Here is a 26,698-nt window from a genome sequence, read left to right as displayed (position 1 = left end):
TCGCGATGACCGCAGCCCTCGAAACGACCACCACGCGCACCGTGGACCTCGGCCCCGCCGTCGAGCTGGTCTCCAAGGAGGAGGGCCACCGCCAGCCGCTGGCCCCCGAGTTCGTCTCCGCGGAGGACTTCTCGCCGCTCGAGGTGGCCTACGACTTCGGCCGGGTGCGCCGGGAGGACATCGAGTCCGGGCCCCGCAACATCTGGCGCTACAAGAAGCTGCTGCCGGTGCCCACCAACGTCGAGGAGATCCCCAACACCGAGCCGGGCTGTACGCGGCTGGTGCGTGCCGACCGGCTGGCCAAGGCCCTCGGGGTCAGGCGCATCTGGGTCAAGGACGACACCGGCAACCCCACCCACTCCTTCAAGGACCGCGTGGTCGCCGTGGCGCTGGCCGCCGCCCGCGAGTTCGGGTTCGACACGCTCGCCTGCCCCTCCACCGGCAACCTCGCGAACGCCGTCGCCGCCGCGGCGGCCCGCGCGGGCTGGCGTTCGGTGGTGCTGATCCCGTCGTCGCTGGAACGCGCGAAGGTGCTGACCACCGCCGTGTACGACGGGGCGCTGATCGCGGTCGACGGCAACTACGACGACGTCAACCGGCTGGCGACGCAGCTCGCCGCCGAGCACGAGAGCTGGGCGTTCGTCAACGTCAACGTCCGCCCCTACTACTCCGAGGGCTCCAAGACGCTGGGCTTCGAGGTCGCCGAGCAGCTCGGCTGGCGACTGCCGGAGCAGATCGTGGTGCCGATCGCGTCGGGCTCGCAGCTGACCAAGGTCGACAAGGGCTTCCGGGAGCTCGGCGAGCTGGGCCTGGTCGAGCAGAGCCCGTACCGGGTGTTCGGAGCGCAGGCCACCGGATGCTCGCCGGTGTCGGCCGCCTTCCGCGCGGGGCACGACGTCGTGCAGCCGGTGAAGCCGGACACGATCGCCCGCTCGCTGGCCATCGGCAACCCGGCCGACGGGCCGTACGTGCTCGACACGGTCAACCGCACCGGCGGCGCCATCGAGGACGTCAGCGACGAGGAGGTCGTCGAGGGCATCCGGCTGCTCGCGCGCACGGAGGGCATCTTCACCGAGACCGCGGGCGGTGTCACCGTGGCGACCGCGAAGAAGCTCATCGACACGGGCAAGCTCGACCCCGACGCCGAGACGGTGCTGCTCATCACGGGCGACGGCCTGAAGACCCTCGACGCGATCGAGGGCAAGGTCGGCCCCAAGGCCACCGTGGCGCCCTCGGCCGACGCGGTCCGGGAGATCCTCGGCGACTGAGCGCCGGCCGTTCACGGCGACCGTCCTCTCCGGACCACGGCCGGGGCCGCGCCGTCCGGGACCACCGCCGTGTCCCCGCCGAGGTCGGTGCGTGCGACGAGCGCACCGCCACCGGACAGCCAGCGCAGCGTCACCGGGCTGGGATGGCCGTAGGTGTTGTCGCGGCCGACGCTGACGAGCGCCACCCTCGGGGTGACCGCGCCGAGGAACTGCGGGAGCGTGAACCGGCTGCCGTGATGTGGCACCTTGAGGATCTCCGCACGCAGGTCCGCGCCGCTCGCGAGCAGATCGCCCTGCGCGGCCAGCTCGACGTCCCCGGTCAGCAGTACCCGTCCGGCGGGCGTGGCCGCGCGCAGCACCACCGAGGTGTTGTTGATGGCGGTGCCGTCGTCGGACTCGCTCCCGGCCCGGGGGACGTAGCGGGGACCGAGCACGGCGAGGCGCAACGCGGGCCAGCCCAGCCGCCGCCCGGCGGAGAGCTCCACGAGCGGCACGCCCCGCTGCGCCGCCTCGGCCGCGACCAGCCGCCACGCCCAGCCGGGCGTGCGTCCCGGCCCGACGGCGACCGCGCCCACGGCCCTGTCCTCGAACACCGACGCCAGCCCGCCGATGTGGTCGGCGTGCAGGTGGCTGAGCACCACCACCGGTACGCGGTCGACGTCGAGCCGGTCGAGGCAGCGATCGACCGGCCCCGGCTCGGGCCCGGTGTCGACCACCACGGCACGACCCGGCTCGCCGGTGGCGAGCACGAGCGCGTCGCCCTGGCCGACGTCGCAGGCGACCACCGCCCACCCCTGTGGCGGCCAGGACGGCGCCACCACCCGCACCGGCACGACAATCACGAGCAGCCCGGCCAGTGCGACGGCAAGGGCGACGCGCGCCTGCCGATGCCGGAGCGCGAGCACCACCAGCAGGGCGACACCCGCCGCGAGCACGCCACCCCACCAGCCACTCGGCCACGGGAGCACCGCGCCGGGGACGGCGGAGGCCTCCCGTGCCACCAGGATCAGCCAGCTCACCCCGGGACCGGCCAGGTGCGCCAGGAGTTCGGCACCGCCAGGCCACACCACCGCGAGCGCGGCGGCCAGCACCCCGAGCACCGTCACCGGGGCGACCACGGGCGCCGCCAGGAGGTTCGCCACCACCGACACCACGCTGACCTGCCCCGCCAGGCCGGCGATGAGCGGCGCCGTCACGAGGAAAGCCGCGAGCGGCACGGCCAGCCCGTCGGCCACGCCCGCAGGCAGCCCCCTGCGGGTCATCGCCTCGCTCCAGCGCGGCGCCAGCAGCACCAGGCCTGCCGTCGCGACGACCGACAGCGCGAACCCCATGCTCACGGCCATCGCCGGATCCCACAGCACCAGCGCGCACACGGCCGTCGCGAGCGCGGGCATCGCCGAGCCGCGCCGCCCGAGAACCAGCGCCAGCAGGCCCACGCCGCCCATCACCCCGGCGCGGAGCACGCTCGGCTCGTAGCCGACCAGCACCACGAAGCCCACGAGGACCACACCGGCCGCCGTGGCCGACGACCGTGGCCCGCAGCGCAGCGCGCGGGCCACGAGCAGCACCGCCCCGCAGACGATCGCCACGTTCGCGCCGCTGACCGCCGTGAGATGGGACAGGCCGGCGTCGGTGAACTCCTGCTCCACTCTGGCGGGCAGGGCGCTGGTGTCGCCGACGACCAGCCCGGGAAGCAGCCCCGCCGGTTCCTCGGCCAGTATGCCGGACACCGCACGCAGGCCGGCGCGGACCGACTCGGCCGCCCGTTGCCACCACGACGCGGGGCCGACGTTCCGCGGCGGCCCGCGCACATACGTGACCGCCACCGTCAGGTCCCCGTCCCCGGGCGGCACCAGGGAGCCGCCCGCCGTCGCCTCCTGACCCGGCAGCAGACGTGACCAGCCCGCGAACGGCGCGATGAGCACGACCCGGCCGGTGGAGGCGACCGGCTGTCCACCGACCGTCGCGTCGCGGACCCGGGCGGGCACCAGCACGAGCCGCGCCCCGTCGGGCCGGTCGGCGTACCCGGCGGACCGCAACGGCCGGGGACGTTCCTCGACCGTCACCCGCAGGATCGCGTCCCTGCCCTCCCCCGCGTGCGCGCGCAGCGGGTCGTGCTGGGCCGCGGCGATCCGCAGGGTCAGCGGCCCGGCCACGGCCAGCGCGCACACCAGCAGCGCACCGGCCGCCGCCCACCGCCGTGGCGGGTCCCGGCGGCCGGGCGCCCACCGCCGCAACGCGATCGCGGCACCGAGCGTCCCGGCCACCGCGCACAGCAGGCAGGCCGGCCAGCCCCACAGCAGTCCCAACAGGGCCGCCGTCCAGGTCAGCACGGCCGCGGGCACGAGCCGCAGGTCCTGACGCACCCGGCGCGGGCCGCCGGGCTCGCCGAGCAGGGTCACCGCACGCTCACCTGGTCGCGCAACTGCTCGAAGCGCTTCTCCCCGATCCCGTCGATCTCGCGAAGCTGTTCGACGGCGGTGAACCGGCCGTGCTCGGCCCGCCAGTCCAGGATGCGCTGGGCCGTGACCTCGCCGACGCCGGACAGCTCCTCCAGCTGCGCCTGGTCGGCGGCATTCAGGTCGACCAGCTCGGCACCCGGCTCGCCGGAGGTGGCCCCGGCGGCCGTGGGTGCGCCGGGCGCCTGCATCCCGGGTGGTGCGGGGATGCCGACGTAGAGCTGCTCACCGTCGGACAACCGCCGTGCGAGGTTGACCGTGAGCAGGTCGGCACCGCGCCTGGCTCCGCCCGCGGCGTCGATCGCGTCGGCGACCCGGGAGCCCGGGGGCACGGTGACCAGCCCGGGCTCGGCCACCTTGCCGACAACACTCACCACGAGCGGCTCGGCATCGGCAGCCGTGCTGGGCTCCGCGCCGCTGTCGTTCGCGGGGGCCGGGGAGGCGTGCGCGACCGGTAGCGGCGGCGGGCGCTCCGGCTCCGGTCGCCCACCGGTCAGCCACGCGGTCAGCCCGGCGACCGCGGCGACGCCGAGCAGCACCGCCACCACCGCGAACCGCCTGCGACGCGACGGCGAGCCCGTGGCAGGGCCCTGCGGTAGCCACCGCTCGACCAGCCTGCCGGCCGGGCCGGGCGCGGCGTCCGGACGGCCCGCACCGCCCTCCTCGCGGGCGACCCGGGCAGCCAGCTGCTCGAGCCGCACGCGCGAGGTCGCCGGATCGGGACGAGTGCCCTCGTCCTCGGAACTGGGTTCTGGTTGCTCGAACACACTTTCGACGCTAGGCAGGCGGGCAGCGCCGGGGCAGCCCTGATCGCGCGACCTGTGGACAAGCGGGGGGTTGTGGACAACCGGACGACCGGGCCGGGTCAGGCCGGGCGCTGCACAACCACGCCGAGCGTGCCGGGGCCGGTGTGGGCGCCGATCACCGCGCCCAGCTCGGACACCACACAGCCCCGGGAGCGAGGCAGCCGCTCCTCCAGCCGGGTCGCCAGCTCGGCGGCGCGCTCGGGGGAGGCGAGGTGGTGCACGGCCAGCTCGATCTCGGCGTCTCCCGCTGCCGCCACGGCCAGGTCGACCAACCGGGCCATCGCCTTGTTCATGGTGCGCACCTTCTCCAGCGGCCGGATCTCGCCGCCGTCCATGTGCAGCACGGGTTTGACGGCGAGCGCTGTGCCGAGCAACGCGGCCGCGGGCCCGATCCGCCCGCCCCGGCGCAGGTATTCCAGGGTCTCCACCACGAACAGCGTCTCGGAGCGCTCCGCCGCGGCCACGGCCGCGGCCTCCACCTCCTCGCCGGACGCCCCCTCGGCCGCCGCGGCGGCGGCGTGCAGGGCCGCGAACCCGAGGCCCATCGCGGTGCTGCGCGAGTCGACCACCCGCACGAGGTCGGGGCCCACCTCCTGCGCGGCCAGCACGGCCGACTCCCAGGTGCCCGACAGCCGCTTCGACAGATGCACCGAGACGACCGTGTCGGCGCCCTCGTCGAGCGCGGCGCGAAACGCCGCGGCGAAGGCGGACGGGGTGGGCCGCGAGGTGGTGACGATCTTGCGCTGGCCGAGCGCCGCGGCCAGCGCGGCCGGGCCGACGTCCACGCCGTCGAGCGCGGCCACGCCGTCGATGAGCACATGCAGGGGCACGACCCGGATCTCGTGCCGCTCGGCGAATCCCTCCGGGAGGTGGGCGGTGGAGTCCGTGACGACGGCGACGGGCACGCCGCCCACCCTACGTCGCCGCGGTGCCGGGCAGCGGGGTCGGCGCGCCCGGCCGGGTCAGCAGCGGCGCGATCAGCCCGGCCATGGCCTCACCGACCGCGGCGTGGCCCGCCCAGCCCCAGTGCATGCCGTCGGCGTTGCCGTGCCCGCCGAGCACGTGCCCGCCGACCACGGACGGCAGGTCGAGCAGCGGCACGCCCGCGCCGGCGGCCCACGCGGCGATCCGGCGCTCGGTCTCCGCGCGCGCGGCGTGCACGTAGCCGTAGGACGGCGCCCGGTGCACCGAGGGCAACCAGCCCACGATCGGCAGCGAGGGCCGTAGCACCCGCAGCGCGTCCACCGACGTCCGCAGGTAGCGGGCGGTGAGCCGGGGCGGCAGGACGGCAGGCCGCCCGCGCAGCGCGACGGACAGCCTGGGCTGCGCAGCGAGATAGGCCCTGCGGGTGACGCGCCGCAGCCCGTCCGGGCGCAGGTAGCGCAGACCGGTGCGAAGGTAGGTCGGCAGCGGCGACGGCAGCGTGTCCATGCTGCCCACGGCCAGCACCACGACGTCGGCCGTGTGCAGGTCCGCCCACACGCGCGGGTCGCCGGTCAGCGACCACCACACATCCCGGGCCGTCCAGCCGATGCCGGCCACGAGGTCGGCGCTGCCGCCGAGCGCGCGTGCGGCGACGTTGGGCCACAGGCGTGGTTCGTCGGCGGGGCAGCCGCCTTCGGGGCCGTGAAAGCTCAGCGAGTCGCCGAAGACCAGCAGGCGCGGTCCCGTGGTCATGCCTACCCGGTCATTCCGGCGTTGTAGGCGTGCAGCCGCCAGGCACCGTCGCGCCTGCGCAGCTCCACCCAGTGGCAGTTCGAGATGCCGCCGAGCGACGGCCACAGCGCCACCGGCAGGTCCAGCAGCCGCGCGGTGAGCGCAAGGATGAGCCCGCCGTGCGCGGCGAGCAGCACGGTCTCGTAGTCGTCCTTGTCGCGCAGCAGGTCGGCGACTACCTCGGCGGCGCGGTCGGCGACGTCCACCCTCGACTCACCGCCCGGGGGAGCCCAGGTGGCATCCGTGCGCCAGCGGTGCCGCTCCCCCGGTGCGACGGCGTCCACCTCGGCGCCCGTCAGACCCTGCCACTCGCCGAGGTGCGTCTCGCGCAACCGCTTGTCGATGCGCAGCGGGACGCCGATGGCCTCGGTGAGCACGGTCGCGGTGTCGGTGGCCCTGCGCAGATCCGAGGCGATGACGAGGCCCGGGTCGAAACGCGCCAGCGCGGGCGCGGCGAAGCGCGCCTGGTTCCAGCCGACCTCGGTGAGGGCCGAGTCGAGATGGCCCTGCATGCGACCGGCCGCGTTGTAGTCGGTCTCCCCGTGCCGCCAGAGCACCAGCCGCCACAGGCTCACGGCTCGTCCGGCCCCTCGGCTGGATCGGTCCGCTCGGCCTGCTCGGCGCCGTCGCCCGGGGCAGGAAGGCCCGCGACCTCGATGCGCGGGCAGTCCTTCCACAGCCTTTCCAGCCCGTAGAAGGAACGCTCCTCGTCGTGCTGGACGTGCACGACGACGTCGACGTAGTCGAGCAGCACCCAGCGGCCCTCCCTGGCACCCTCCCTGCGCACCGGCTTGTGGCCGGACAGGCGCAGCTTCTCCTCGACGTTGTCGACGATGGCGCCCACCTGCCGCTCGTTGGGTGCCGAGGCGATGACGAACGCGTCGGTGATGACAAGGCGGTCCGAGACGTCGAGCACGACCACGTCGGTCGCCTTCTTGTCCGCCGCCGCGTGCGCGGCCGCGGTCGCGAGGTCTCGTGCTTCGGCCGTCGCTGTCACGGTGCTCCTTCGGGGTCGAACGGGTGCCCGCAGCAGCCTACCCGGACCGCCCCGCCACCGGCCTGGGAGCGCGGGGAGTCATCCGTTCCCGCCATCGTCACCCCGGCAGCGAGCCGAAGGGCACCGCGGGCACGCCTGGTGTACCCGAGGGCACCTTCGGCCCGCCCCGGCACGGTTCCTCAGCCGGTCACCGGCTCCCGGCGTCCGCCCGGTAGAGCCTGCGCTTGTCGATGTAGCGAACCACGCCGTCGGGTACCAGGTACCAGACGGGTTCGCCGTGCCGGACGCGCTCGCGCACGCCGGTGGACGAGATCGCCATCGCGGTCACCTCGACGAGGCTGACCTTGCCCTTGGGCAGGTGGTGGTCGTTCAGGTGGTAGCCGGGCCGGGTGACGCCGATGAAGTGGGCGTAGGTGAACAGCTCGTCGGCGTCGCGCCAGGTCAGGATCTGTTCCAGCGCGTCGGCGCCGGTGATGAAGAACAGTTCGTCGCCGGGATAGTCGGTGTGCAGGTCGCGCAGGGTGTCCACGGTGTAGGTCTGGCCGCCGCGGTCGATGTCCACCCTGCTCACCGAGAAGACGGGGTTGGACGCCGTGGCGATCACCGTCATCAGGTAGCGGTCCTCGGCCTTCGAGACGATCCGGTCGGCCTTCTGCCACGGCTGGCCGGTGGGCACGAAGATGACCTCGTCGAGCGAGAACCGGTTCTGAACCTCGCTGGCGGCGACGAGGTGCCCGTGGTGCACGGGGTCGAACGTTCCCCCCATCACCCCAATGCGGCGTGGCGACATGGGAAACCACCCTATACGGGCTGGTGAGCGCCCGATGGCGGGCAGCCGGACATGCGATGCCCGCCACAGCGCGCACGGCAGTGGGCGGCCTCGCACGTCGTGCCGCCGGGACCGGTCCGATCCGCTCCCCGCACGGGACCGGCCTCGGCGGCACGCGTCGTACACCGGCGATCTGGGGGCGCTCGCCGGGCGCCGGGCACACCCCGCGAGTGCCGGCACGTCTGCGAGACGCGGGTCTCACCCGTCCGTGACGGCACTCCTGATAGTGATCTGCGTCACATTCCATGCTCCGATGGTCGCTCCGGTTCCGTTCGCACCGGCCTCGGGCAGACATCGTCGTCCCCGTGCGGTAGAGGTGGTGCGAGCACGGCCACGAGCACAGCGGAGGAAACCGGTGACCACCACGCCCAGCCTCGACACCGCGGCCCTGCGCGCCCGCGCGCAGACGCTGCTGCAGGCGCTGGCAGGCGGCGACGCCACCCTGCGCGACGACCAGTGGACCGCGATCGAGGCACTCGTCGCCCAGCAGCGGCGGGTTCTCGTGGTGCAGCGCACCGGCTGGGGGAAGTCCGCGGTGTACTTCCTGGCCACGGCGCTGCTGCGTGAGCGCGGGGCGGGCCCGACGGTGATCATCTCGCCGCTGCTGGCGCTCATGCGCAACCAGATCGCCGCCGCCGCCCGCGCGGGCATTCACGCGGCGACGATGAACTCGGCCAATCCGCAGGAATGGGAGGACGTCCAGGCCGCGATCGCGGCAGGCGAGGTCGACGTGCTGCTCGTCAGCCCGGAGCGCCTCAACAACCCGGACTTCCGCGACACCGTCCTGCCGAAGCTGGCCGCCTCCGCCGGGCTGCTCGTGGTGGACGAGGCGCACTGCATCTCCGACTGGGGGCACGACTTCCGGCCCGACTACCGGCGCCTGCGCACCCTGCTCGGCGACCTGCCGGAGGGCGTTCCCGTGCTGGCCACCACCGCCACGGCCAACGACCGAGTGGCCACCGACGTCGCCGAGCAGCTCGGTATCGGCCGCAGCAGCGACACTCTCGTGCTGCGCGGGCCGCTGGACCGCGAAAGCCTGCGCCTGGCCGTGGTCCGCCTGCCCACCGAGACCGCGCGCCTTGCCTGGCTGGCCGAGCACCTGGACGAGCTGCCCGGCTCCGGCATCGTCTACACGCTCACGGTCGCGGCCGCCTACGACGTGGCGGCACTGCTGGCCGAACGGGGGCATCCGGTGGTGGCCTACACCGGCAAGACCGACCCGGCCGACCGCCAGGCCGCCGAGGACGACCTGCTCGCCAACCGGGTCAAGGCGCTGGTGGCCACCTCGGCGCTGGGCATGGGCTTCGACAAGCCCGACCTGGGCTTCGTCGTCCACCTGGGCGCGCCGTCGTCGCCGATCGCGTACTACCAGCAGGTCGGCCGCGCGGGCCGCGGCGTGCGCCGGGCCGAGGTCGTGCTGCTGCCCGGGCCGGAGGACGTGGAGATCTGGAACTACTTCGGCTCGCTGGCCTTTCCCGACGAGCAGCGGGTCACCCAGGTGCTCAACACCCTCGCCTACACCGACCGCCCGCTGTCGACGGCGGCGATCGAACCGTCCGTGGAGCTGTCGCGCTCCCGGCTGGAGATGGTGCTCAAGGTGCTCGACGTCGACGGCGCCGTGCGCCGGGTGCGGGGCGGCTGGGTGGCGACTGGGCAGGAATGGCGGTACGACGCCGAGCGCTACGAGCGCGTCCGCAGGGCCAGAGCCGAGGAGCAGCGGGCGATGCTCGACTACCTGGCCACGCGCGACTGCCGCATGGAGTTCCTGCTCCGGCAGCTGGACGACCCGCACGCCGCGCCGTGCGGGCGCTGCGACAACTGCACCGGCCGGTCGTGGTCGGCGACGGTGTCCGACCAGGTCGCCGAGGCCACCACCGCTCGGTTGAACCGGCCCGGTGTCGAGCTCGCGGCCCGCAAGCAGTGGCCGACCGGGATGGCGACGCTCGACGTGCCGCTGTCCGGGCGGATCGGCAAGGACGAGCAGGCCGCCACCGGCCGGGTGGTCGGCAGGCTCACCGACGTCGGCTGGGGTGCCCGGCTGCGGGAGCTGGTCGGCTCGCAGGCCGCGGACGTCCCGGTGCCGGACGCGGTGTTCCAGGCCTGTGTGTCCGTGCTCGCGGCGTGGGACTGGGCGGAGCGGCCGGTGGCGGTGGCGGGTGTCGCCTCCCACACCCGCCCCCAGCTGGTGCGCAGCCTGACCGAGCGCCTGGCAGGCACGGGCCGGCTGGACTTCGTCGGGATGGTCGAGGCCGACGGGCCGCCGCCACGGCGGGCCAACAGCGCGCAACGGCTGGCCGATCTGTGGCGCAGGATCACGGTGCCCGCCGAGGTGGCCGAGGCCGCCGCCGCGCTGCGGGGCCCGCTCCTGCTCGTCGACGACCTGGTCGACACGGGCTGGACCATGACGGTCGCGGCGAAGCGCCTTCGCGAGGCCGGAGCCCCTGCGGTGCTGCCGTTCGCGCTCGCGTCCACGGCCTGAGCGCAGCGTCGCGACCCTGTTGGAGACTTTCGCGCCACCCGATCGTGTGGCAAAGTGCCCACCCACACGACGGCGACGTGGAGGATCGTCATGGTCGAGTCGAACGTTACCGCCCCCGCCCGGCACCGGCTCCCGGTCCGCAAACTGTTCGCGGCGAGCGTTGGCAACGCCCTCGAATGGTTCGACTGGACCATCTACGCCACCTTCAGCATCTACTTCGCCAGCGCGTTCTTTCCCGGCGAGCTCGCCCAGATCAACACGTTCGCCACCTATGCGCTGGCGTTCTTCTTCCGGCCGCTGGGCGGCATGCTCATCGGCCGGTTCGCCGATCTGCGCGGGCGCAAACCGGCGATGATCTTCACGATCGTGCTGATGGCAGGTGGCTCGGTGATGATCGGCGTGCTGCCCAGCTACGAGCAGATCGGCTGGCTCGCACCGCTGTTGCTGCTGCTGGCACGCATCGCGCAGGGGCTCTCACTCGGCGGTGAGGTGTCCAATGCCTCCGCCTACCTGGGCGAGATCGCGCCGCCGAAGCGGCGCGGCCGCTACTCGTCGTTCTTCTACATCTCCACCGGCAGCGCGGTGTTGCTGGCCTCGGTACTGGGTTTCACGCTGGCCCGCACCATGGACGAGGCGCAACTGCAGGCGTGGGGCTGGCGCATCCCGTTCCTGCTCGGTGGCGTGCTCGGGCTCATCGGGCTGTGGCTGCGGCGCAACCTGGCCGAGACCGAACAGTTCGAGGACAACAAGGCCACGGCCCGCCGCGTGCGCCGCCCGCTGCTCACGACGCTGCGCAAGCACCCGAAGGCGGTCGGCCAGCTCGTCGGGTTCACGATGCTGTCGACACTGTGCTACTACACCTTCTTCAGCGCGCTGACGCCGTTCGCCGTGGAGACACGCGGTGCCGACGACGGTGACGTGTTCCTGGCGCTGTCGATCGCGACCGCGCTGTTCGTGGCGCTGCAGTACCCGATGGGCGCGGCCTCCGACCGGTTCGGCCGCAAGCCGCAACTGATGATCTGGTCGGCGGCCATGGCGATTCTCATCGTCCCGCTGTCCACACTCGTGCGGCCCGGGTTCGTCAACCTGCTCGTGGTCTTCTGCGTGGGCCTCGGCCTGTACACGGCCATGACGTCGATCGCACCGGCGATCATGAGTGAGCTGTTCCCCACCGCGCTGCGCGGGCTCGGCATCGGCGCCTGGTACAACCTCACGGTCGCGACGTTCGGCGGCACGGCGCCACTGGTCATCACCGCGCTGTCCGACGCGGGCGCGCCGCTGGTGTTCTTCTGGTACGTGGCGGCGGGCTCGGCCATCGCCTTCTTCGTGATCTGGCGGCTGCCCGAGACCAGCGGCACCGAGCTGCGCTGACGCCCGCGGCGGGCTACCGGCGCAGCGGCACCAGATCGTCGGCGTGCACGACCTCCCTGCGCTGCTCGGCGGGCAGCTCGTGGGTGGAGCGGCCGATCAGGTCCGGCAGCTCGCCGACGTCGAAGGCCACCACTCCCCTGGCCACCACCTGCTGGGCCGGATCGACCAGGTCGACCACGTCACCGGCCTGGAAGTCGCCGTCCACCCCGGTGATGCCCGCGGCCAGCAGCGACCGCCTGCGCCGCACCACCGCGGCCACGGCACCGTCGTCGAGGTGCAGGCGCCCGCTGGTGCCCGCCGCATAGCCGAGCCAGAAGCGCCGGGCCGACAGGCGCGCGTCCGAGGCGTGGAAGGCCGTGCCGGTGCCCGCCGCGCCCAGCGCCTCGCGCGCCTCGGCCGCGGCGGCGATGAGCGCGGGAATGCCTGCCGCGGCGGCGGTGCGCGCCGCGGCGACCTTCGACATCATGCCGCCTGTGCCGAGCCCGGAGCTGGACTTGCCCACCGAAAGGCCGTCCAGATCGGACTGTCCGGTGATCTCGGTGATCTTGCGGGTGCCGCCCCCGCGCGGGTCGCCGTCGTACAGAGCATCCACATCGGACAGCAGCACGAGGCCGTCGGCGTGGATGAGGTGCGCGACCAGCGCGGCGAGCCGGTCGTTGTCGCCGAACCGGATCTCCTCGGTGGCCACGGTGTCGTTCTCGTTGACCACCGGCACCGCGCCCAGTGCCAGCAGCCGCGAGAACGTCCGTTCGGCGTTGCGGTAGTGCGCCCTGCGCACCACGTCGTCGGAGGTGAGCAGCACCTGGCCGACCGTGAGCGAGTACCGGCCGAACGACTCCGCGTAGGCGTGCGCGAGCGCGAGCTGGCCGACGCTGGCCGCGGCCTGCTGCGTGGCGAGGTCACGCGGCCTGCTGCCGAGGGCGAGCGGCGCGAGTCCCGCGCCGATGGCCCCCGAGGACACCAGCACCAGCTGGGTGTCGCGGGCGACCCGGTCGGCGATCGCGTCGACCAGCGCATCCAGGCGCGCGGTGTCCAGGCCGTCACCGGCCGTGGTCAGCGCGGACGAGCCGACCTTGACGACCAGCCGCCGGGCGGCGGAGATCGCCCGACGTGCCTCACTCACCGGCGTCCTCGCCCTCCTCGGGCACGCCCTCCCTGCGGATGCGGCGGGCTTCCTTGCGCTGCGCGGCGCTGACGCGCCCGTGGTCCTCGAGCCGGGCGTCGGTGCCACGGCCGGTCATGCGCACGGCCACCCCGGCAGGCGTGGAGGGCTCCCACTCGAAGGTGTGGTCGCCGATGGTCACGGGGCTGCCCGGCTCCGCGCCCATCCGGGCCAGCTCCTCCTCGACGCCGAGCCGGTTGAGCCGGTCGCCGAGGTAGCCGACGGCCTCGTCGTTGCCGAAGTCGGTCTGCCGTACCCAGCGCTCGGGGCGCGGACCGCGCACGATGTAGCCGCCCGGCTCGTCGGGGTCGGGCTCCACCGAGAAGCCCGCGTCGTCCACGGCCGGTGGCGCGAGCACGATCTGCGTGGGCGTCGGCGGCGGTTGCGCGGCACGGTACTGCTCGACGATCTCGCCGAGCGCGAAGCCGAGCTCGCGCAGCCCGTGCCGCGACACCGTGGAGATCTCGAACACGCGCAGGCCCCGCGCCTCGAACTCGGGGCGCACCAGCTCGGCCAGCTCGGCGGCGTCCGGCACGTCGACCTTGTTGAGCACCACGACCCGCGGCCGATCGGCGAGGTCCCCGCCCAGCGCGGGCGTGTACCGGGCCAGTTCGGACTCCAGTGCATCCACATCGGACACCGGGTCCCGGCCGGGCTCGAAGGTCGCACAGTCGACAACGTGCACGAGCACCGCGCAGCGCTCGATGTGACGCAGGAAGTCCAGCCCCAGGCCCTTGCCCTCGCTCGCACCGGGAATCAGTCCCGGCACGTCGGCCATGGTGAAGACGGTGTCGCCCGCGGTCACCACGCCGAGGTTGGGCACGAGTGTGGTGAACGGGTAGTCGGCGATCTTCGGCTTGGCCGCGGACAGCACCGAGATCAGCGACGACTTGCCCGCCGAGGGGAAGCCGAGCAGGCCGACGTCGGCGACGGACCGCAGTTCCAGTACGAGATCGCGCTTCTCCCCCTCCTCGCCGAGCAGCGCGAAGCCGGGAGCCTTGCGTGCGCGGGAGGCGAGCGCCGCGTTGCCGAGCCCGCCGCGGCCGCCCTTGGCGGCGACGAACGTCGTGCCCGCGCCGACCAGGTCGGCCAGTACCTCACCGTCGGGAGTCAGCACGACGGTGCCCTCGGGGACCTTCAGTTCCAGGCTCTCGCCCGCGGCGCCGTTGCGGTTGCTGCCCTGCCCGGGTTTGCCGTTACCGCCGCGGGCGTGCGGGCGGAAATGGAAGTCGAGCAGCGTGTGGACACCGGGGTCGACGACGAGCAGCACGTCACCGCCGTTGCCGCCGTTGCCGCCGTCCGGGCCGCCGAGCGGCTTGAACTTCTCGCGGTGCACGGAGGCACAGCCGTTCCCACCGTTGCCCGCGGCCAGATGGATGACCGCGCGGTCGACGAACCGGGACGTCATGGTGCCTCGCTTGCTGCTCGTGCCGATCTGGACAGTTCCGTCATGACAAAACGAGGGGCGGGGCCGGATGTGTTCCGGACCCGCCCCTCGTTCGGGACTCGTGCGTGGCGATCGGGCCGGATCAGGCCTCGACCGGCACGATGTTGACCATCTTGCGGCCACGCTTCGTGCCGAACTCGACCGAGCCGGCGGAGAGCGCGAACAGGGTGTCGTCGCCGCCACGGCCGACGTTCACGCCGGGGTGGAACTTGGTGCCGCGCTGGCGAACCAGGATCTCGCCGGCCTTCACGACCTGACCGCCGAACCGCTTGACACCGAGGTACTTCGGGTTGGAGTCACGGCCGTTGCGAGAGCTGGACGCGCCCTTCTTGTGTGCCATCGCTGGTCACTCTCCTTACAGAAAAAGCAACAGCCTTACTTGTTGTTGATGCCGGTGACCTCGATGCGGGTCAGCTGCTGGCGGTGACCCTGCCTCTTGTGGTAACCGGTCTTGTTCTTGAACTTGTGAATCCGGATCTTGGGGCCCTTGGTCTGCTCGACGACCTTGCCGGTGACCGAGACCTTCGCCAGCGCGTCGGCGTCCGTGGTGACCTCGCCACCGTCGACGTACAGCACGGCGGGGAAGGTGTGCTCGGTGCCCGGCTCGCCCTCGAGCTTCTCGACCTCGACGACATCGCCAACGGCGACCTTGTACTGCTTGCCGCCGGTCTTGACGACTGCATACGCCGACACGGAAGTCTCCTGCTTGCTCGACTGTGGGTGGGGGCTCACGCGACCAGCCCGCTCTCGGCGGTCCGGCAATCGCGCACAGCGACCCGCTCCAGCAGCGGGCCGCTGTACAGCTTACGGGGCGCCGGGATCAACCACTGAACCGGGGTGGCCATCAGCTGTTCTCCTGAGCGTGCACCGGCGGCCCCGCGGGCCGCGAGGCGGCCCTGCGGCGCGGGCGCCGCGTGGTGGTGCGGGTGGCGGGCGCGGGCACGGCCTGCGTGTCCGCCTGCGACTCCTCGGGCTGCGGCTCGGCGCGGTCCTGCTGCGCGGCGGCAGGTGCCTCCTCGCCGGTGGCCTCGGGCTGCGCGGGCTGCTCCGCCGCACCGGACTCGACGGGTTCGGGTGCCCGCGCGTGCCCGTTCACCGGCTGCGCCGGTTCCTGCGCGGCGGGCTCCTCCTGCTGCCGGTCCCGCGGCTGCTGCTCGGCGGCCTGGGGCTGCTCGACCTGGGACGTCTCCGCCTCGACGGCATCCGGCGTGGCCTTCTTGTCCTTCTTGTCCGCCTTGTCCGTCTTGGGCTTCTTCGCCTTGGGGCCGTCGCCCTGCGACCTCGCCGTCTCCGGCCGGTCGGCCGCGGATTCCTCGGCCTTCGGAGTGACCTTGGAGGCGTTGGCCATCGCCTGGACCGCCGAGACCACCGACTCCCGCTGCCCGGGCGTCGGGCCGCTCTGCGCCGGCTCGGCGGAGCGGGCCGTGTCCTGGTCCTCGGTGTTCTTGTTGCGGCCACGGGAACGCCGCGAACCACCACCGCCCCCGTTGCCACCGCCGCCGTGCTGCTGGCCGCCGTTGTGACCGTTGCCACGGTGAGGCTCACTGCCGACGAGCACGCCGCGGCCCTTGCAGTGCTCGCATGTGGTGGAGAAGGCCTCCAGCAGGCCGGTACCGACCCGCTTGCGGGTCATCTGCACCAGACCCAGCGAGGTGACCTCCGCCACCTGGTGCCGGGTGCGGTCCCGGCCGAGGCACTCGGTGAGCCTGCGCAGGACCAGCTCCCGGTTGGACTCCAGCACCATGTCGATGAAGTCGATGACGATGATGCCGCCGATGTCGCGCAGCCGGAGCTGGCGCACGATCTCCTCGGCCGACTCCAGGTTGTTGCGGGTGACCGTCTCCTCGAGATTGCCCCCCGAGCCGGTGAACTTGCCGGTGTTGACGTCGATCACCGTCATCGCCTCGGTGCGGTCGATGACGAGGTAACCGCCGGAGGGCAGCCACACCTTGCGGTCGAGGGCCTTGGTGAGCTGCTCGTCGATGCGGTAGTCGGCGAAGACGTCGCCGGTGCCGACGTAGCGCTTGAGCCGGTCGGTGAGATCGGGCGCGACGTGCTCCACGTAGGCGTGGATCGTCTCCCACGCGGTGTCGCCCTGCACCTCCAGCTTGACGAAGTCCTCGGTGAACAGGTCGCGCACGACCTTGACCAGCAGGTCCGGCTCCTCGTAGAGCAGCACGGGGGCACTGGACTTCTTGCCCTGGCCCGTCGCGGAGTCGGCCTTCTCCTTGATGACCTCCCACTGGGCCTTGAGCCTGCGCACGTCGCGGCCCAGTTCCTCCTCGCTGATGCCCTCGGAGGCGGTGCGGATGATCACGCCCGCGTCCTCGGGGACGATGCGCTTGAGGATGTCCTTGAGCCTGCGCCGCTCGTTCTCCGGCAGCTTGCGGGAGATGCCGGTGGCGCCGCCCGCGGGCACGTACACCAGGAACCGGCCGGGCAGTGAGATCTGTGTGGTGAGCCGGGCGCCCTTGTGGCCGACCGGGTCCTTGGTGACCTGCACCAGCACGTTGTCGCCGGTGGAGAGCGCCTGCTCGATCTTGCGGGCCTTGCCCTCCAGTCCCGCGGCGTCCCAGTCGACCTCACCGGCGTAGAGCACCGCGTTGCGACCGCGGCCGATGTCGATGAAGGCCGCCTCCATCGACGGCAGCACGTTCTGCACCCTGCCGAGGTAGACGTTGCCGACGATCGAGCCGCTGCCGGAGGAGGTGACGAAGTGCTCGACGAGCACGCCGTCCTCCAGCACGCCGATCTGGGTGGAGTCGCCGCGCTCGGCGACCACCATCGTGCGCTCCACGGACTCGCGCCGGGCCAGGAACTCCGCCTCGGACAGGATCGGGGCACGCCTGCGGCCCGCCTCCCTGCCGTCGCGGCGCCGCTGGCGCTTGGCCTCGAGCCGGGTGGATCCCCGCACGCTGCGCACGCCGTCGCGGGCATCGCCCTTGGTGTCGGCCTTGCTGTCCGACTTGCCTTCGGACTTGGCGTCGCGCACGTGCACGACCGTGTTCGGCGGGTCGTCCGGCGACGTGCCCTCGCCGCCGGAGTCGTCGTCGCCACCGCCCTTGCGCCTGCGGCGACGGCGCCGCCGCCTGGTGGCGCCGTCGGAGTCGCCGTCGTCGGAGTCGGCGCCGTCCTCGCCCTTCGCGGCCTGCTCGTCCTTCTCCTCGGCCTTGCGCTCCTCGGCCTTGCCCTCGCTCGCGGCGGTCTCGGCCTGCTGAGCGCCCTGGGTGTCCTGACCGTCCTGGTCCTGCCCCGTCTGGTTGTCGTCGCCGCCCTTGCCGCGGCCGCGGCCGCGACGCCCGCGACGGCGGCGCCTGCGGCCACCGCCCTCGGTGTCGTCGGTGTCGTCGGCGCCGGTGTCAGCGGTGTCGGTGTCGGCATCGCCGACCTCTCCGCTGGAGCGCTGTTCGGCGGGCTCCCCGGCCTGCTCGGCCTTGCCAGGGGCGGTCTTCGGCGCCGGGCCCTGCTCGACCGGCTCCGGCGGCAGGAACACCGGCGACGGCGCCGCGAACACGGGTGTGCGCACCGTCCGCGACGTGGCAGGCGCGGGGGGCTCGGCGGGCGGGGCCTGCTCTGCGGCCTGCGGGGCCGGTGGTACCGCGGGGGGAACGGCCGGCGCGGCGGCCCGCTCCGGCGCGGCGGCCGGCGTCTCCGGCGCGGCCTGCCCGGTCTCGGCGGCGGCCTCGGATGTGGCCGGAGTCTCCCCGGCGCCGGGCGTGTCGCCCCCGGCGGGTGCGGGCTCGGTGGCGGGGGTGGCGGTCACCGCGGCAGGCGTCGCCTCCGCGGCCTCGGCCACGGCCTCGTCCAGCACCCCGAGGGCGCCGGCGACACGCAGAGCGGTGTCCTTGGGCACGCTCGACTGCACGCTGCGGGCCGGCTCGCCCAGCTCCGCCAGCTTCGCCATCACCTCCCGGCTGCTGGAGCCGACCAGTTTCGCCAGAGCGTGGACCCTGATCCGGGCCGGCAGGTCGGCCAGCGCGCCTGCAGTGGATGTGGCGGTAGTCCCGCCCGTGTTCTCGGCGGGTGTCTCCGCGTTCGACATATGTCTCCTTCGCCCCCGGGCGCGTCTACCTGCCCGCGCCGGCCGAGGATCCTCCCTCTCGTGGCCGGAACCGGCTGATAGGACGCGGCCGCACAGGGGCCGTTTCCTGTTTTGTACCGCCGTGGTGGGGTCACCGCCGACGGGAATCCTTGCCTCTCATGCCACTGAGCTGGTCCGGGTGTCCCCCGGCACACCGCCAGTGGCGGGTCCCGCGGCGACGTCCTGACCGACCTCGGGCGCCTCGGCGCCTCCCTGGTCGTCGAGCCGCCCGGCACAGGGGGTGCTCGCGGCGGCGACGACCGAGCTCTTTCAGCACGTCACCGGGCCACCGCGCCGCCGCCCCCCGCCCTTTCGGCGGTGACAACGGCCCAGCAGCCGTCACCCAGTATCCCACACTGCCACCGCGCCGCCGCGTCCTTGGGGCCCCGGCGGCGGTGAAGACACCGGCCGGGGGAACTTTCGCCGACCGCTTGTCCGGCCCCGACCAGGTGGTTACCGTGCGCTCAGTGCTTGCTTTCCGGATCCGCGACCCGATCGCGGGTCGGCGCGGGTCCGAAGCGGGTGCTCACGCGGGGAGAAACCGGCGTCTGCGGTCGACGGAGGTCCTGTGCTGAGGCGTGGGAGTGTGCTGCTCACCTGCGCGGTCCTCGTGTTCGCCGGTCAGGCGGCGGCAGCGGGCGGCGCGGCCGCCGAGCCGGGCGACGAGTGCACCGGATCCGGTGACGCGCTGCGCTACCTGGTCCTGTTCGACCCCGGCACCTCCCGGGCCGCGGCGCGCCAGGAGATCGCCGCCGCGTGTGGTCGTCCGACCGTCTACTACCCCGAGATCGCGGTGGCCGTGGCCACCTCGCGCAGTCCGGCGTTCGCCGAGCGCATCGGCGCGGACCGCACGGTCAGCGCCCAGCGCCTGCGCGGCGACGAGCCCACCGGGCGGACCCAGCGCCAGGACCCGGACCGGCAGGCCCCGCAGACGGCTCTCGGCTCCGGCGACCTCTCCGCCGCGCAGTGGGACATGCGGGCGATCGGCGCCGACGTGGCCAGGGCCGTCGAGCCGGGCAGCCGGACGGTGGTGGTCGGGGTGCTCGACTCCGGTGTCGACGCCGGGCACCCGGACCTGTCCCGCGCCGTGGACCCGCGCCTGTCGGCGAGTTGCCTGTCCGGCGCGCCCGAGCGGTCGGCCGCGTCCTGGGCACCGACGACCTCGGAGCACGGCACCCACGTGGCGGGCATCATCGCCGCCGCCGACGACGGGCAGGGCATCACCGGCGTCGCGCCGGGCGTGCGGCTGGCGTCGGTGAAGGTCGTCGACGACCAGGGCTACGTCGAGCCGCAGGCCGCCGTGTGCGGGTTCATGTGGGCCGCCCGGCACGGGATACCCATCACCAACAGCAGCTTCTTCGTCACCCCCGGCACGATGCCGTGCGCGCCGAGCGACGGATACGACGTCGTGCGCGAGGCGGTGGCCCGCGCGGTCGGCTACGCCGAGTCCGCAGGCACGCTCAACGTGGCCGCCGCCACCAACGAGGCGGTGCACCTCACCGCGTCACCCGAGAGCGGGGCGGCGGACGACACGTCGCGGGGCACGTGCGAGGCACTGCCCGCGGGCCTGCGCGACACGGTCGCCGTGTCCGCGGTCGGCAGGGACCGCGTGAAGGCCGGCTACAGCTCCTACGGGCTCGGCGTGATCGACCTGGCCGCACCCGGCGGCACCGACGGTGACTGCGTGCTGTCGACCGTGCCCGGTGGGTACGCGCCGCTGTGCGGGACGTCGATGGCCGCACCGCACGTCACCGGCGTCGCCGCCCTGCTGGCCTCCCGCGAGCCCGGCGCCTCCCCCGAACGTCTCCGCGACGTGCTCGCCGAACAGGCGCAGGCGATCGCCTGCCCCGGCGACTACGACCTCACCGGCAACGGCTCGCAGGACGCCTACTGCGCGGGGTACGAGGGCTACAACGGCTTCTACGGCCGGGGCATGGTCGACGCGCTCGCCGCCGTGTCCGGCTCACCGGAGCAGGAGGCGAGCGAGCCTGCGCGACGTGGCGTAGACGCCGAGCAGAGCCAGCGCGACCAGGTAGCCGACGTGCCCGAGCATCGACGGGTCGAGCACCCCGGCGGACAGTCCGCGCAGGAGCTCGACCCCGTGGTAGAGCGGAACGCACTGAACGACGTACTGCAGGGGCTCGGGGTAGACCGACAGCGGGTAGAAGGTCGTTGAGAACAGGAACATCGGCATCACGGCGAGCTGGATGAAGTCGAACTGCGACGGCGAGCGCAGAAACGTCGCGCACGCCATGCCCACCGCGGCGAACGCCAGCGACACCAGCAGCGCCGCGGGCACCAGCAGCACCGCCCACGGCGACGTCACCAGGCCCATCACGCCCATGACGCCGAAGAACGCCAGGCCGTACAGGCCACCCCGCAGCACGGCCCAGCCGATCTCGCCGACGGCGATGTCGAGCGGCCCCACCGGTGTGGCCAGCATGGCGTCGTAGGTCTTCTGGTACCGGAACTTGAAGAACACGCCGAACGTCGCGTCGAACACCGCGCCGTTCATCGCCGAGGCGGCCAGCAGGGCCGGAGCGACGAAGGCCACGTAGCTCATCAGCTGCCCACCGGGCCCGGCGACGTCGCCGACGAGCTTTCCGAAGCCGATCTGGAAGGCCAGCAGGTAGAACAGCGGCTCGAAGACACCGGAGACGAACACCAGCCACGCGCGCGAGTAGGCCAGCGCCGAGCGCTCGATGAGCGCCCTGGCGCGGCCCGAGTACAGCGAGGGCGGCAGGATGCGCAGGAGCAGTCCCCGGCGGGGCCGGGTGTCGAGGGTGGTCATCGCTACACCACCAGCCGTTTGTAGAAGTAGTGCCGTGCGGCCAGGCCGCCCGCGGCGAACAGCGCCGCCAGGTAGGCGACGTGACCCAGCGCGGCCAGCGGCTCCAGCCCGCCGAGCGCGGCGCCGCGCGCGAGCTCGTTGCCGTGCCACAGCGGCGAGATCCAGGCCAGCCAGCGTGCCCCGGGCGGGATCTGGGTGATCGGGAAGAACGTGCCCGCGAACAGCACCATCGGCATGACGAGGAACCGGAAGATCGCGGCGAAGCGCGTGCCCTCGTCGTAGGTGGTGGCGGCGACGGCCATCATCGGCGCCGCACACGCCACCCCGGTGGCCACCGCGACGAGCACCGCGAGTGCCACGCCCGGTCCCAGCCACGCGCCGAACGCCCACGCGATCAGGGCGTACACGGTGCCCGCCAGTGCCAGCCGCAGCCCGACCCAGATGAGCTGACCGCCGAGCAGCTGGCCGGGCGTCACGGGTGTGGAGGTGACGGCCAGGTAGTCCTTCTGCCACTTGAAGCCGGACAGCACGGGGTAGGTGGACTCGCCGATGGCGTTCTGCACCGAGCCTGCCACCAGGAGCGCGGGCGCGACATAGTGTAGATAGGACAGTCCGCCGGTCGCGGCGCCCGGCTCCACCTGCGATCCGAATCCGATGCCCATGGCGACGAGAAACAGCAGCGGCTGCAGCCCGGAGGAGTACAGATTGGATGTCCAATAGCGACGGTACCAGGTCCAGTGCCCCTCGACCCGCAGCCAGGCCGCGCGCCAGGACCCGACGACCCGTGCGTGATCCCGCGCCCGCGGCCGTGCCGTCAGCGCCCGCTCGCTCATTCGACGAGGCTCCTGCCCGTCAGCCGCAGGAAGACGTCCTCAAGGGTGCTGCGCCGCACCAGGCTCGACGCCGGGCGCAGGCCCCTGGCGTGTGCCTGTTCCAGCGCCGCCTCGCCCGCCGCCGTGTAGAGCAGCAGCCGGTCGGGCAGCACCTCCACCCGCTCGGCGAGGTCGGTCACTCGCTCCACGGCGGGCTCCTGCTCGCCCGGAGGGAACCGCAGCTCCAGCACCTCCCTGGTCGAGTAACGGGCGATCAGCTCCGACGGCGAGCCCTCGGCGGCGATGCGCCCGCCGTCCATCACGACCAGCCGGTCGCACAGCTGCTCCGCCTCGTCCATGTAGTGCGTGGTGATGATGAGCGTCACGCCGGTGGTCTTGAGCCGGAACAGCCGGTCCCACAGCAGGTGCCGTGCCTGCGGGTCGAGCCCGGTGGTCGGCTCGTCGAGCAGCAGCAGGTCCGGGTCGTTGACGAGCGAGCGGGCGATGGTGAGCCTGCGCTTCATGCCGCCGGACAGCGAGTCCACCTCGTCGTCGGCGCGGTCGGTGAGCTGCGCGAACTCCATCAGCTCCTCGGCCTTCGCGCGCACCCGCGCGCGGGAGAGGCCGAAGTAACGGCCGTAGACGTGCAGGTTCTGCCGCACGGTGAGCTCGGTGTCGAGGTTGTCCTGCTGGGGCACCACACCCAGCCGCGCGCGGATGCGCGGGCCCTCGCGGTCGGGATCCATGCCGAGGACCTTCAGCTCCCCGTCCGAACGCGGCGAGACGGACGCGATCATCCGCATGGTGGAGGACTTGCCCGCGCCGTTGGGCCCGAGAAAGCCGAAGGCCTCGCCTCGCCGCACGTGGACATCGATCCCCCGGACGGCCTCGAACTCGCCGAAGCGCTTCGCCAGCGCCTTGGCCTCCACCATCACATCGTCGTCCACCCCATGCACAGTGCCATGGGCCACCGACAGAAATCGACCGGATTACCGCGCGGCCGCGCTACCGCACCGTCGTGCGCAGGGTGCGGCTGACGCCGTTGACCGTCACGGTCAGCTCGGCGACCCCGGGCCGCATCGCGGTGAGCGTGCCCGTCGCCGGGTCGAACGACGCCACGGCACCGGCGGGCGGCCTCGCCGCGTGCGGGGTCACCACATGGGTCCTGACCCCGCCGCGCCAGTCCGCGCTCACCGGGTAGCCGACCGGGATCACCCGCCCGGCCTGCGTCACCACGGCCGACACCGGCGCGGTGCCGCCCCGCCGCAGCGTGCCGGGTCCGGTCAGCGCCAGCTCGTCCACGTGCGCCCTCGTCTCGATGCGCACGGGCTCGGCACGCTGCCGCGGATCGATGCGCACCAGGCTCCAGCCGGTGAACCCGCCGTCCCCGGGCGCGGCGGCGGGCGCCTTGCCCGCGTTGCCGTTCACCAGATACGGCACGCCGTCGACACGGGAGACACCGAACACCCCGGCGTGGGACGTGAGCGCGGCGGCGGGCTTGCCCGAGCGCTGCTCGAAGCCGGTGAGCCAGTCGCGGACCAGCTCCGCCTCCTTGCGGTCGCCCAGCTGGGAGTTGCCCGCGGCGCCGGGATCGTCGACGGGATGGTGCATGGCGAGCACGACACCGTGCACGGAGTCGTCGGCCGCGGCGGAGTCCAGGGCCTCCCGCAGCATCCGCACCTGGTCGAATCCCCCCGCCCTCAGGCTGCCGCGCGAGGAGTCGAGCAGCACGAGCCGGATGCCGCGCACGTCGACGACCCGGTGGGTCGCGCCGAACTCGGCCCGGAACTCGGCGAGCCCGTCGCCGGCCTCCGCCTCGTGGTTGCCGGGCACGTAGTACCACGGCACCCTGCCCTCCAGCTCGTCGGCGATGACGGCGCGGGCGAGGTCGAAGTCGGCCGCGGTGCCGCGATCGGTGAAGTCGCCGTTGATGAGCACGAGATCCGGCCGCGCGGCGACGGCCTCGCGCAGGGAGCGCCGTGCCTGCGCCACGAGCGGCCCCTCCGGGGCGTCGGCGGTGAACTGGGCATCGCTGACGACGGCGATCCGCAGGCCCCGCCCGGCTGCCGTGCCGTCGGTGACGACGGCCGGATCGCGCGGCGCCGGATCGGCGGGCGGTTGGGCCGAGGTGGCCACGCGCGCGGTGAGGTCGTCGAAGACGAGCCTGCCCTCGTACTGCTGGCCGGGGACGTTCTCCACGGCGTAGAACCGGCGCAGCCGCTGGCCGTCCGGCAGCCCGGCGGGCAGGGCGGTCTCGACGTAGCGCCAGCCGGTCCAGTCCACGCTCGGCTCCAGCGTCAGCACGGTCGCCACGTTGGCGGCATCGCGGAGCTCGGCGCGCAGCCAGGCGCCCTTGCCGTCGCCGTTGACCCACAGGCCGAGCCTCTGCGTGCCGTCCGGGAGGGCGATCGGCTCGGCCGGGTTGACGTAGGCGGCGCGGGTGGCGGTGGTGCCGGTGAGCCGGTAGTCGAGCGCGAGCCCCCGGCCGCCGTCGCGTCCCTCACCTTCGGACAGGGCCGCGCCGACCACGGCAGGGTAGACGGTCGCCTGCCACCCTGCGGCGCCGTCCAGCGGGTCCAGCACGCGTGGCTCGCTGCCCACGGTGACCACGAGGTGCGTGGTGTGGCCCGCCGCGGTGGCGGCGACCACGCTCGCTCCCGATCCGGCCAGCGCGGTGACGGCGAAGTGGTCGCCCCGCGGCTCGACGCGGACGATGCCGGGGTCGTAGTCGAGCTTGACGTCGTCGGCCTCCAGCCAGGTGCCGTAGCCGTCGGCGTCGTATCCGTACACCTGGAAGCTGCCGGTGGCGCCCGCGCCGGACAGCGCGACCTGCTCGGTGCTGGTGCCGAGCCGCACGGGGGCGCCGAGCACGGTCAGCGTGGCGCTGCCGGTGACGCCCCGCGCGGTGGCGAACACGCGGGCCTGCTCGTGCCTGCCGGTGTGCTGTGGATGGGGATGGGCGGTGAACACGCCGTCGGTGACGCTGCCCCTCGGGCGGCCCCGGGTGAACCAGGTGGGACGGGCCCGCACGGCGGCGCCGGTCTCGTCGTGCCCCCTGGCGACGAGGGTGCGGGACAGCCCCGCCAGTACCCGGGTGGCGTCGGCGGTGTCCTGCGCGGGGGCGACCGCAAGGCCGGTGAGCCGCCCGCTGCCGTGCGGCATGGTGAAGCCGAGGCCGTTGGGCACCAGCCGCTCGCCGCCGTCGGACGGTGCGTTGCGCACACGCGCGCTTTGCTCCCCCTGCTCCCTGGCCAGCAGGGTCGAGGAGCCGCCACCGTCCAGGTTGAGCGCGTCGTCGGCGCCGAGCGCCTTGAGATGCCGGGCCAGTTCCAGCTCGGTCATGCCTCTGCTGTCGGCCTGCCGTCCGTCCACCGTGGCCAGCCACATGCGGGTGCCGTCCGCGGAGAACCCGACGGCAGTGCGCGGATGCGCGGTCACCGCGTCGACGGGCTGGATCCTGCCGTCGCGGACGAGGACCTTGTTGCCGCCCACGGCGACGGCGATGTCGCCCGCGTCGGTGCGCGGGGCATAGTCGACGGTCACGGCGTCGCCGGGCCGCAGCCCGGCGAGCCGGTCGGCGCCGCCGTCGCGGGCCAGCACCACGGTGGCGCCGCCCGGGATCGGACCGTCGGCGGGCCGGTCGCGCACCGCGGTGACGACGCCGTCGCGCAGCTCCAGTTCGACGACCGTGCGGGCGCCGGTGACGGCCGTGGACCGCGAGGCGCTGCCCCACAGCGGGGTGTAGACGCCGATGCCGTCGGCGGGCAGCCTGGCGCCGTTGAAGTTGGTCGCGGCCACGCGCTCACCGCCGGGCAGTGTCAGCGAGGCGGAGAGGAAGATCTCGGCGAGGCGGGCCTTGCCCTCGGCGGTGACGGCGGCGGTGAGGTTGTGCCCCGACGCCGGTGCGGTCTGCAGCCGTCCGCCGGAGACGCCCACGCCCAGCGGTGCGCCGGTGGCGCTGATGTCGAAGAAGTCGCCGTTGACCGCGGCGACCGCTCCGGCGCGCCCGGCCTGCTCGGACAAGGGGGTGCGTGCGGACACCGTGCCCGGGCTGAGGTAGGCGGGCACGGCGCCACCGGTGAGGTCCACGGTGAGGGTGTCGCCACGGATCCAGCCCTGCGGGTCGAACCGGTCGAACTCGGTGAGGGTGATGCCGGGCGCCACGGGGGCGGTGGCGGTGTCGGTGACGATCCCGTCGGCGGTGTCCTGCGCGGCGGCCGCGAGGGTGCGGGGCGCCTCCCCTGCCGAGGACGCGGCCGGGGCGGCCTCGGCAGGTGGCGGGCCGAGCGGCGCGTCGAGCGGATCGGCGGCGGCGACGGGCGCGGCCAGCGTGGCCGCCGAGGCCGCCACCGTGGCGAGCACGGCGGCGATACGGGATCTTCTCACCATTCACCCCAGGCAGGTCGGTTCGCGGTCGGCGCTCACTCAAGCCGATCAAGGCGGCCGGCAGTTGAACGCCACGCGAACCCGCGCGGGCGGG

At 73.6% G+C, this 26,698-nt stretch carries 19 protein-coding genes and 1 pseudogene; 4 read left to right on the top strand and 16 right to left on the bottom strand.

The window, feature by feature from the left end; all coding sequences use genetic code 11:
- The first annotated feature begins 5 nt into the window (after window positions 1-5).
- Window positions 6-1,268, top strand: a complete 1,263-nt coding sequence (thrC, locus tag BAY60_RS14980) for a threonine synthase (RefSeq protein WP_112281532.1) — start codon at window positions 6-8, stop codon at window positions 1,266-1,268.
- 11 nt (window positions 1,269-1,279) lie between these two features.
- Here thrC and BAY60_RS14975 read toward each other — a convergent pair whose 3' ends face one another.
- The 7 genes from BAY60_RS14975 to nadD all read right to left on the bottom strand — a co-directional run bounded on the left by BAY60_RS14975 (window position 1,280) and on the right by nadD (window position 8,036).
- The gene (locus BAY60_RS14975) at window positions 1,280-3,670 is read right to left on the bottom strand and encodes a ComEC/Rec2 family competence protein (protein WP_425466470.1); all 2,391 of its coding nucleotides are present in this window, start codon (window positions 3,668-3,670) and stop codon (window positions 1,280-1,282) included.
- Window positions 3,667-4,494, bottom strand: coding sequence for a ComEA family DNA-binding protein (locus tag BAY60_RS14970; RefSeq protein WP_245992509.1), 828 nt, complete (start codon window positions 4,492-4,494; stop codon window positions 3,667-3,669). Before BAY60_RS14970 ends, BAY60_RS14975 begins: the two co-directional genes overlap by 4 nt.
- 98 nt (window positions 4,495-4,592) lie before the next feature.
- Window positions 4,593-5,438 carry a DegV family protein gene (locus BAY60_RS14965; protein WP_112282400.1) on the bottom strand — a complete coding sequence of 282 codons (846 nt, stop codon included), beginning with the start codon at window positions 5,436-5,438 and terminating at the stop codon, window positions 4,593-4,595.
- A gap of 10 nt (window positions 5,439-5,448) precedes the next feature.
- Window positions 5,449-6,210, bottom strand: a complete 762-nt coding sequence (gene octT, locus BAY60_RS14960) for a diglucosylglycerate octanoyltransferase (RefSeq protein ID WP_112281531.1) — start codon at window positions 6,208-6,210, stop codon at window positions 5,449-5,451.
- Window positions 6,211-6,212: 2 nt separating this feature from the next.
- Complete coding sequence (locus BAY60_RS14955; RefSeq protein ID WP_112281530.1) at window positions 6,213-6,824, bottom strand: histidine phosphatase family protein; 612 nt, start codon at window positions 6,822-6,824, stop codon at window positions 6,213-6,215.
- Window positions 6,821-7,246: a ribosome silencing factor gene (gene rsfS / locus BAY60_RS14950; RefSeq protein ID WP_112281529.1), complete on the bottom strand. Its 426-nt coding sequence runs from the start codon at window positions 7,244-7,246 to the stop codon at window positions 6,821-6,823. The genes BAY60_RS14955 and rsfS overlap by 4 nt, the downstream gene beginning before the upstream one ends.
- Window positions 7,247-7,433: 187 nt before the next feature.
- Window positions 7,434-8,036 (bottom strand): nicotinate-nucleotide adenylyltransferase, encoded by a 603-nt coding sequence (gene nadD, locus BAY60_RS14945; protein WP_112281528.1) that lies wholly within the window; start codon window positions 8,034-8,036, stop codon window positions 7,434-7,436.
- Window positions 8,037-8,430: 394 nt separating this feature from the next.
- Between nadD and BAY60_RS14940 the strand changes: the two genes are divergently transcribed.
- Window positions 8,431-10,554, top strand: coding sequence for a RecQ family ATP-dependent DNA helicase (locus BAY60_RS14940; RefSeq protein ID WP_112281527.1), 2,124 nt, complete (start codon window positions 8,431-8,433; stop codon window positions 10,552-10,554).
- A 90-nt stretch (window positions 10,555-10,644) separates the two neighbouring features.
- Window positions 10,645-11,925: an MFS transporter gene (locus BAY60_RS14935; RefSeq protein ID WP_112281526.1), complete on the top strand. Its 1,281-nt coding sequence runs from the start codon at window positions 10,645-10,647 to the stop codon at window positions 11,923-11,925.
- 13 nt (window positions 11,926-11,938) lie between these two features.
- On the opposite strand, the gene proB is transcribed toward BAY60_RS14935, so the two are convergent.
- The 5 genes from proB to BAY60_RS14910 form a co-directional block, all read right to left on the bottom strand.
- Entirely contained in the window at window positions 11,939-13,048 is a 1,110-nt protein-coding gene (gene proB, locus BAY60_RS14930; RefSeq protein ID WP_112281525.1) for a glutamate 5-kinase, read from the bottom strand.
- Window positions 13,041-14,495 carry a GTPase ObgE gene (gene obgE, locus BAY60_RS14925; protein WP_112281524.1) on the bottom strand — a complete coding sequence of 485 codons (1,455 nt, stop codon included), beginning with the start codon at window positions 14,493-14,495 and terminating at the stop codon, window positions 13,041-13,043. The genes proB and obgE overlap by 8 nt, the downstream gene beginning before the upstream one ends.
- A gap of 121 nt (window positions 14,496-14,616) precedes the next feature.
- Window positions 14,617-14,874 carry a 50S ribosomal protein L27 gene (rpmA, locus tag BAY60_RS14920; protein WP_112281523.1) on the bottom strand — a complete coding sequence of 86 codons (258 nt, stop codon included), beginning with the start codon at window positions 14,872-14,874 and terminating at the stop codon, window positions 14,617-14,619.
- A 35-nt stretch (window positions 14,875-14,909) separates the two neighbouring features.
- A complete protein-coding gene (rplU, locus tag BAY60_RS14915) occupies window positions 14,910-15,227 on the bottom strand; it encodes a 50S ribosomal protein L21 (RefSeq protein ID WP_112281522.1) in 318 nt (105 codons plus the stop codon).
- A gap of 151 nt (window positions 15,228-15,378) precedes the next feature.
- Complete coding sequence (locus tag BAY60_RS14910; protein WP_112281521.1) at window positions 15,379-18,576, bottom strand: Rne/Rng family ribonuclease; 3,198 nt, start codon at window positions 18,574-18,576, stop codon at window positions 15,379-15,381.
- A gap of 607 nt (window positions 18,577-19,183) precedes the next feature.
- On the opposite strand from BAY60_RS14910, the pseudogene BAY60_RS14905 reads away from it, so the two are divergent.
- A pseudogene (locus tag BAY60_RS14905) lies at window positions 19,184-20,611 on the top strand (S8 family peptidase); the annotation flags it as partial.
- Here BAY60_RS14905 and BAY60_RS14900 read toward each other — a convergent pair.
- The 4 genes from BAY60_RS14900 to BAY60_RS14885 form a co-directional block, all read right to left on the bottom strand.
- Window positions 20,579-21,406, bottom strand: coding sequence for an ABC transporter permease (locus tag BAY60_RS14900; RefSeq protein ID WP_112281520.1), 828 nt, complete (start codon window positions 21,404-21,406; stop codon window positions 20,579-20,581). The pseudogene BAY60_RS14905 and the gene BAY60_RS14900 overlap by 33 nt on opposite strands.
- Before the next feature lie 2 nt (window positions 21,407-21,408).
- Window positions 21,409-22,239, bottom strand: a complete 831-nt coding sequence (locus BAY60_RS14895) for an ABC transporter permease (RefSeq protein ID WP_112281519.1) — start codon at window positions 22,237-22,239, stop codon at window positions 21,409-21,411.
- On the bottom strand, window positions 22,236-23,150 hold the full coding sequence (locus BAY60_RS14890; RefSeq protein ID WP_211330376.1) for an ABC transporter ATP-binding protein: 915 nt from the start codon (window positions 23,148-23,150) through the stop codon (window positions 22,236-22,238). The genes BAY60_RS14895 and BAY60_RS14890 overlap by 4 nt, the downstream gene beginning before the upstream one ends.
- 73 nt (window positions 23,151-23,223) lie before the next feature.
- Window positions 23,224-26,607, bottom strand: a complete 3,384-nt coding sequence (locus tag BAY60_RS14885; protein WP_112281517.1) for a phosphodiester glycosidase family protein — start codon at window positions 26,605-26,607, stop codon at window positions 23,224-23,226.
- Window positions 26,608-26,698: the final 91 nt, after the last annotated feature.

This window comes from Prauserella muralis (genome assembly GCF_003202285.1).
In the GTDB taxonomy this organism is placed as follows: Bacteria; Actinomycetota; Actinomycetes; order Mycobacteriales; family Pseudonocardiaceae; genus Prauserella_B; species Prauserella_B muralis.
This window is presented reverse-complemented; position numbering and strand designations above follow the sequence as displayed.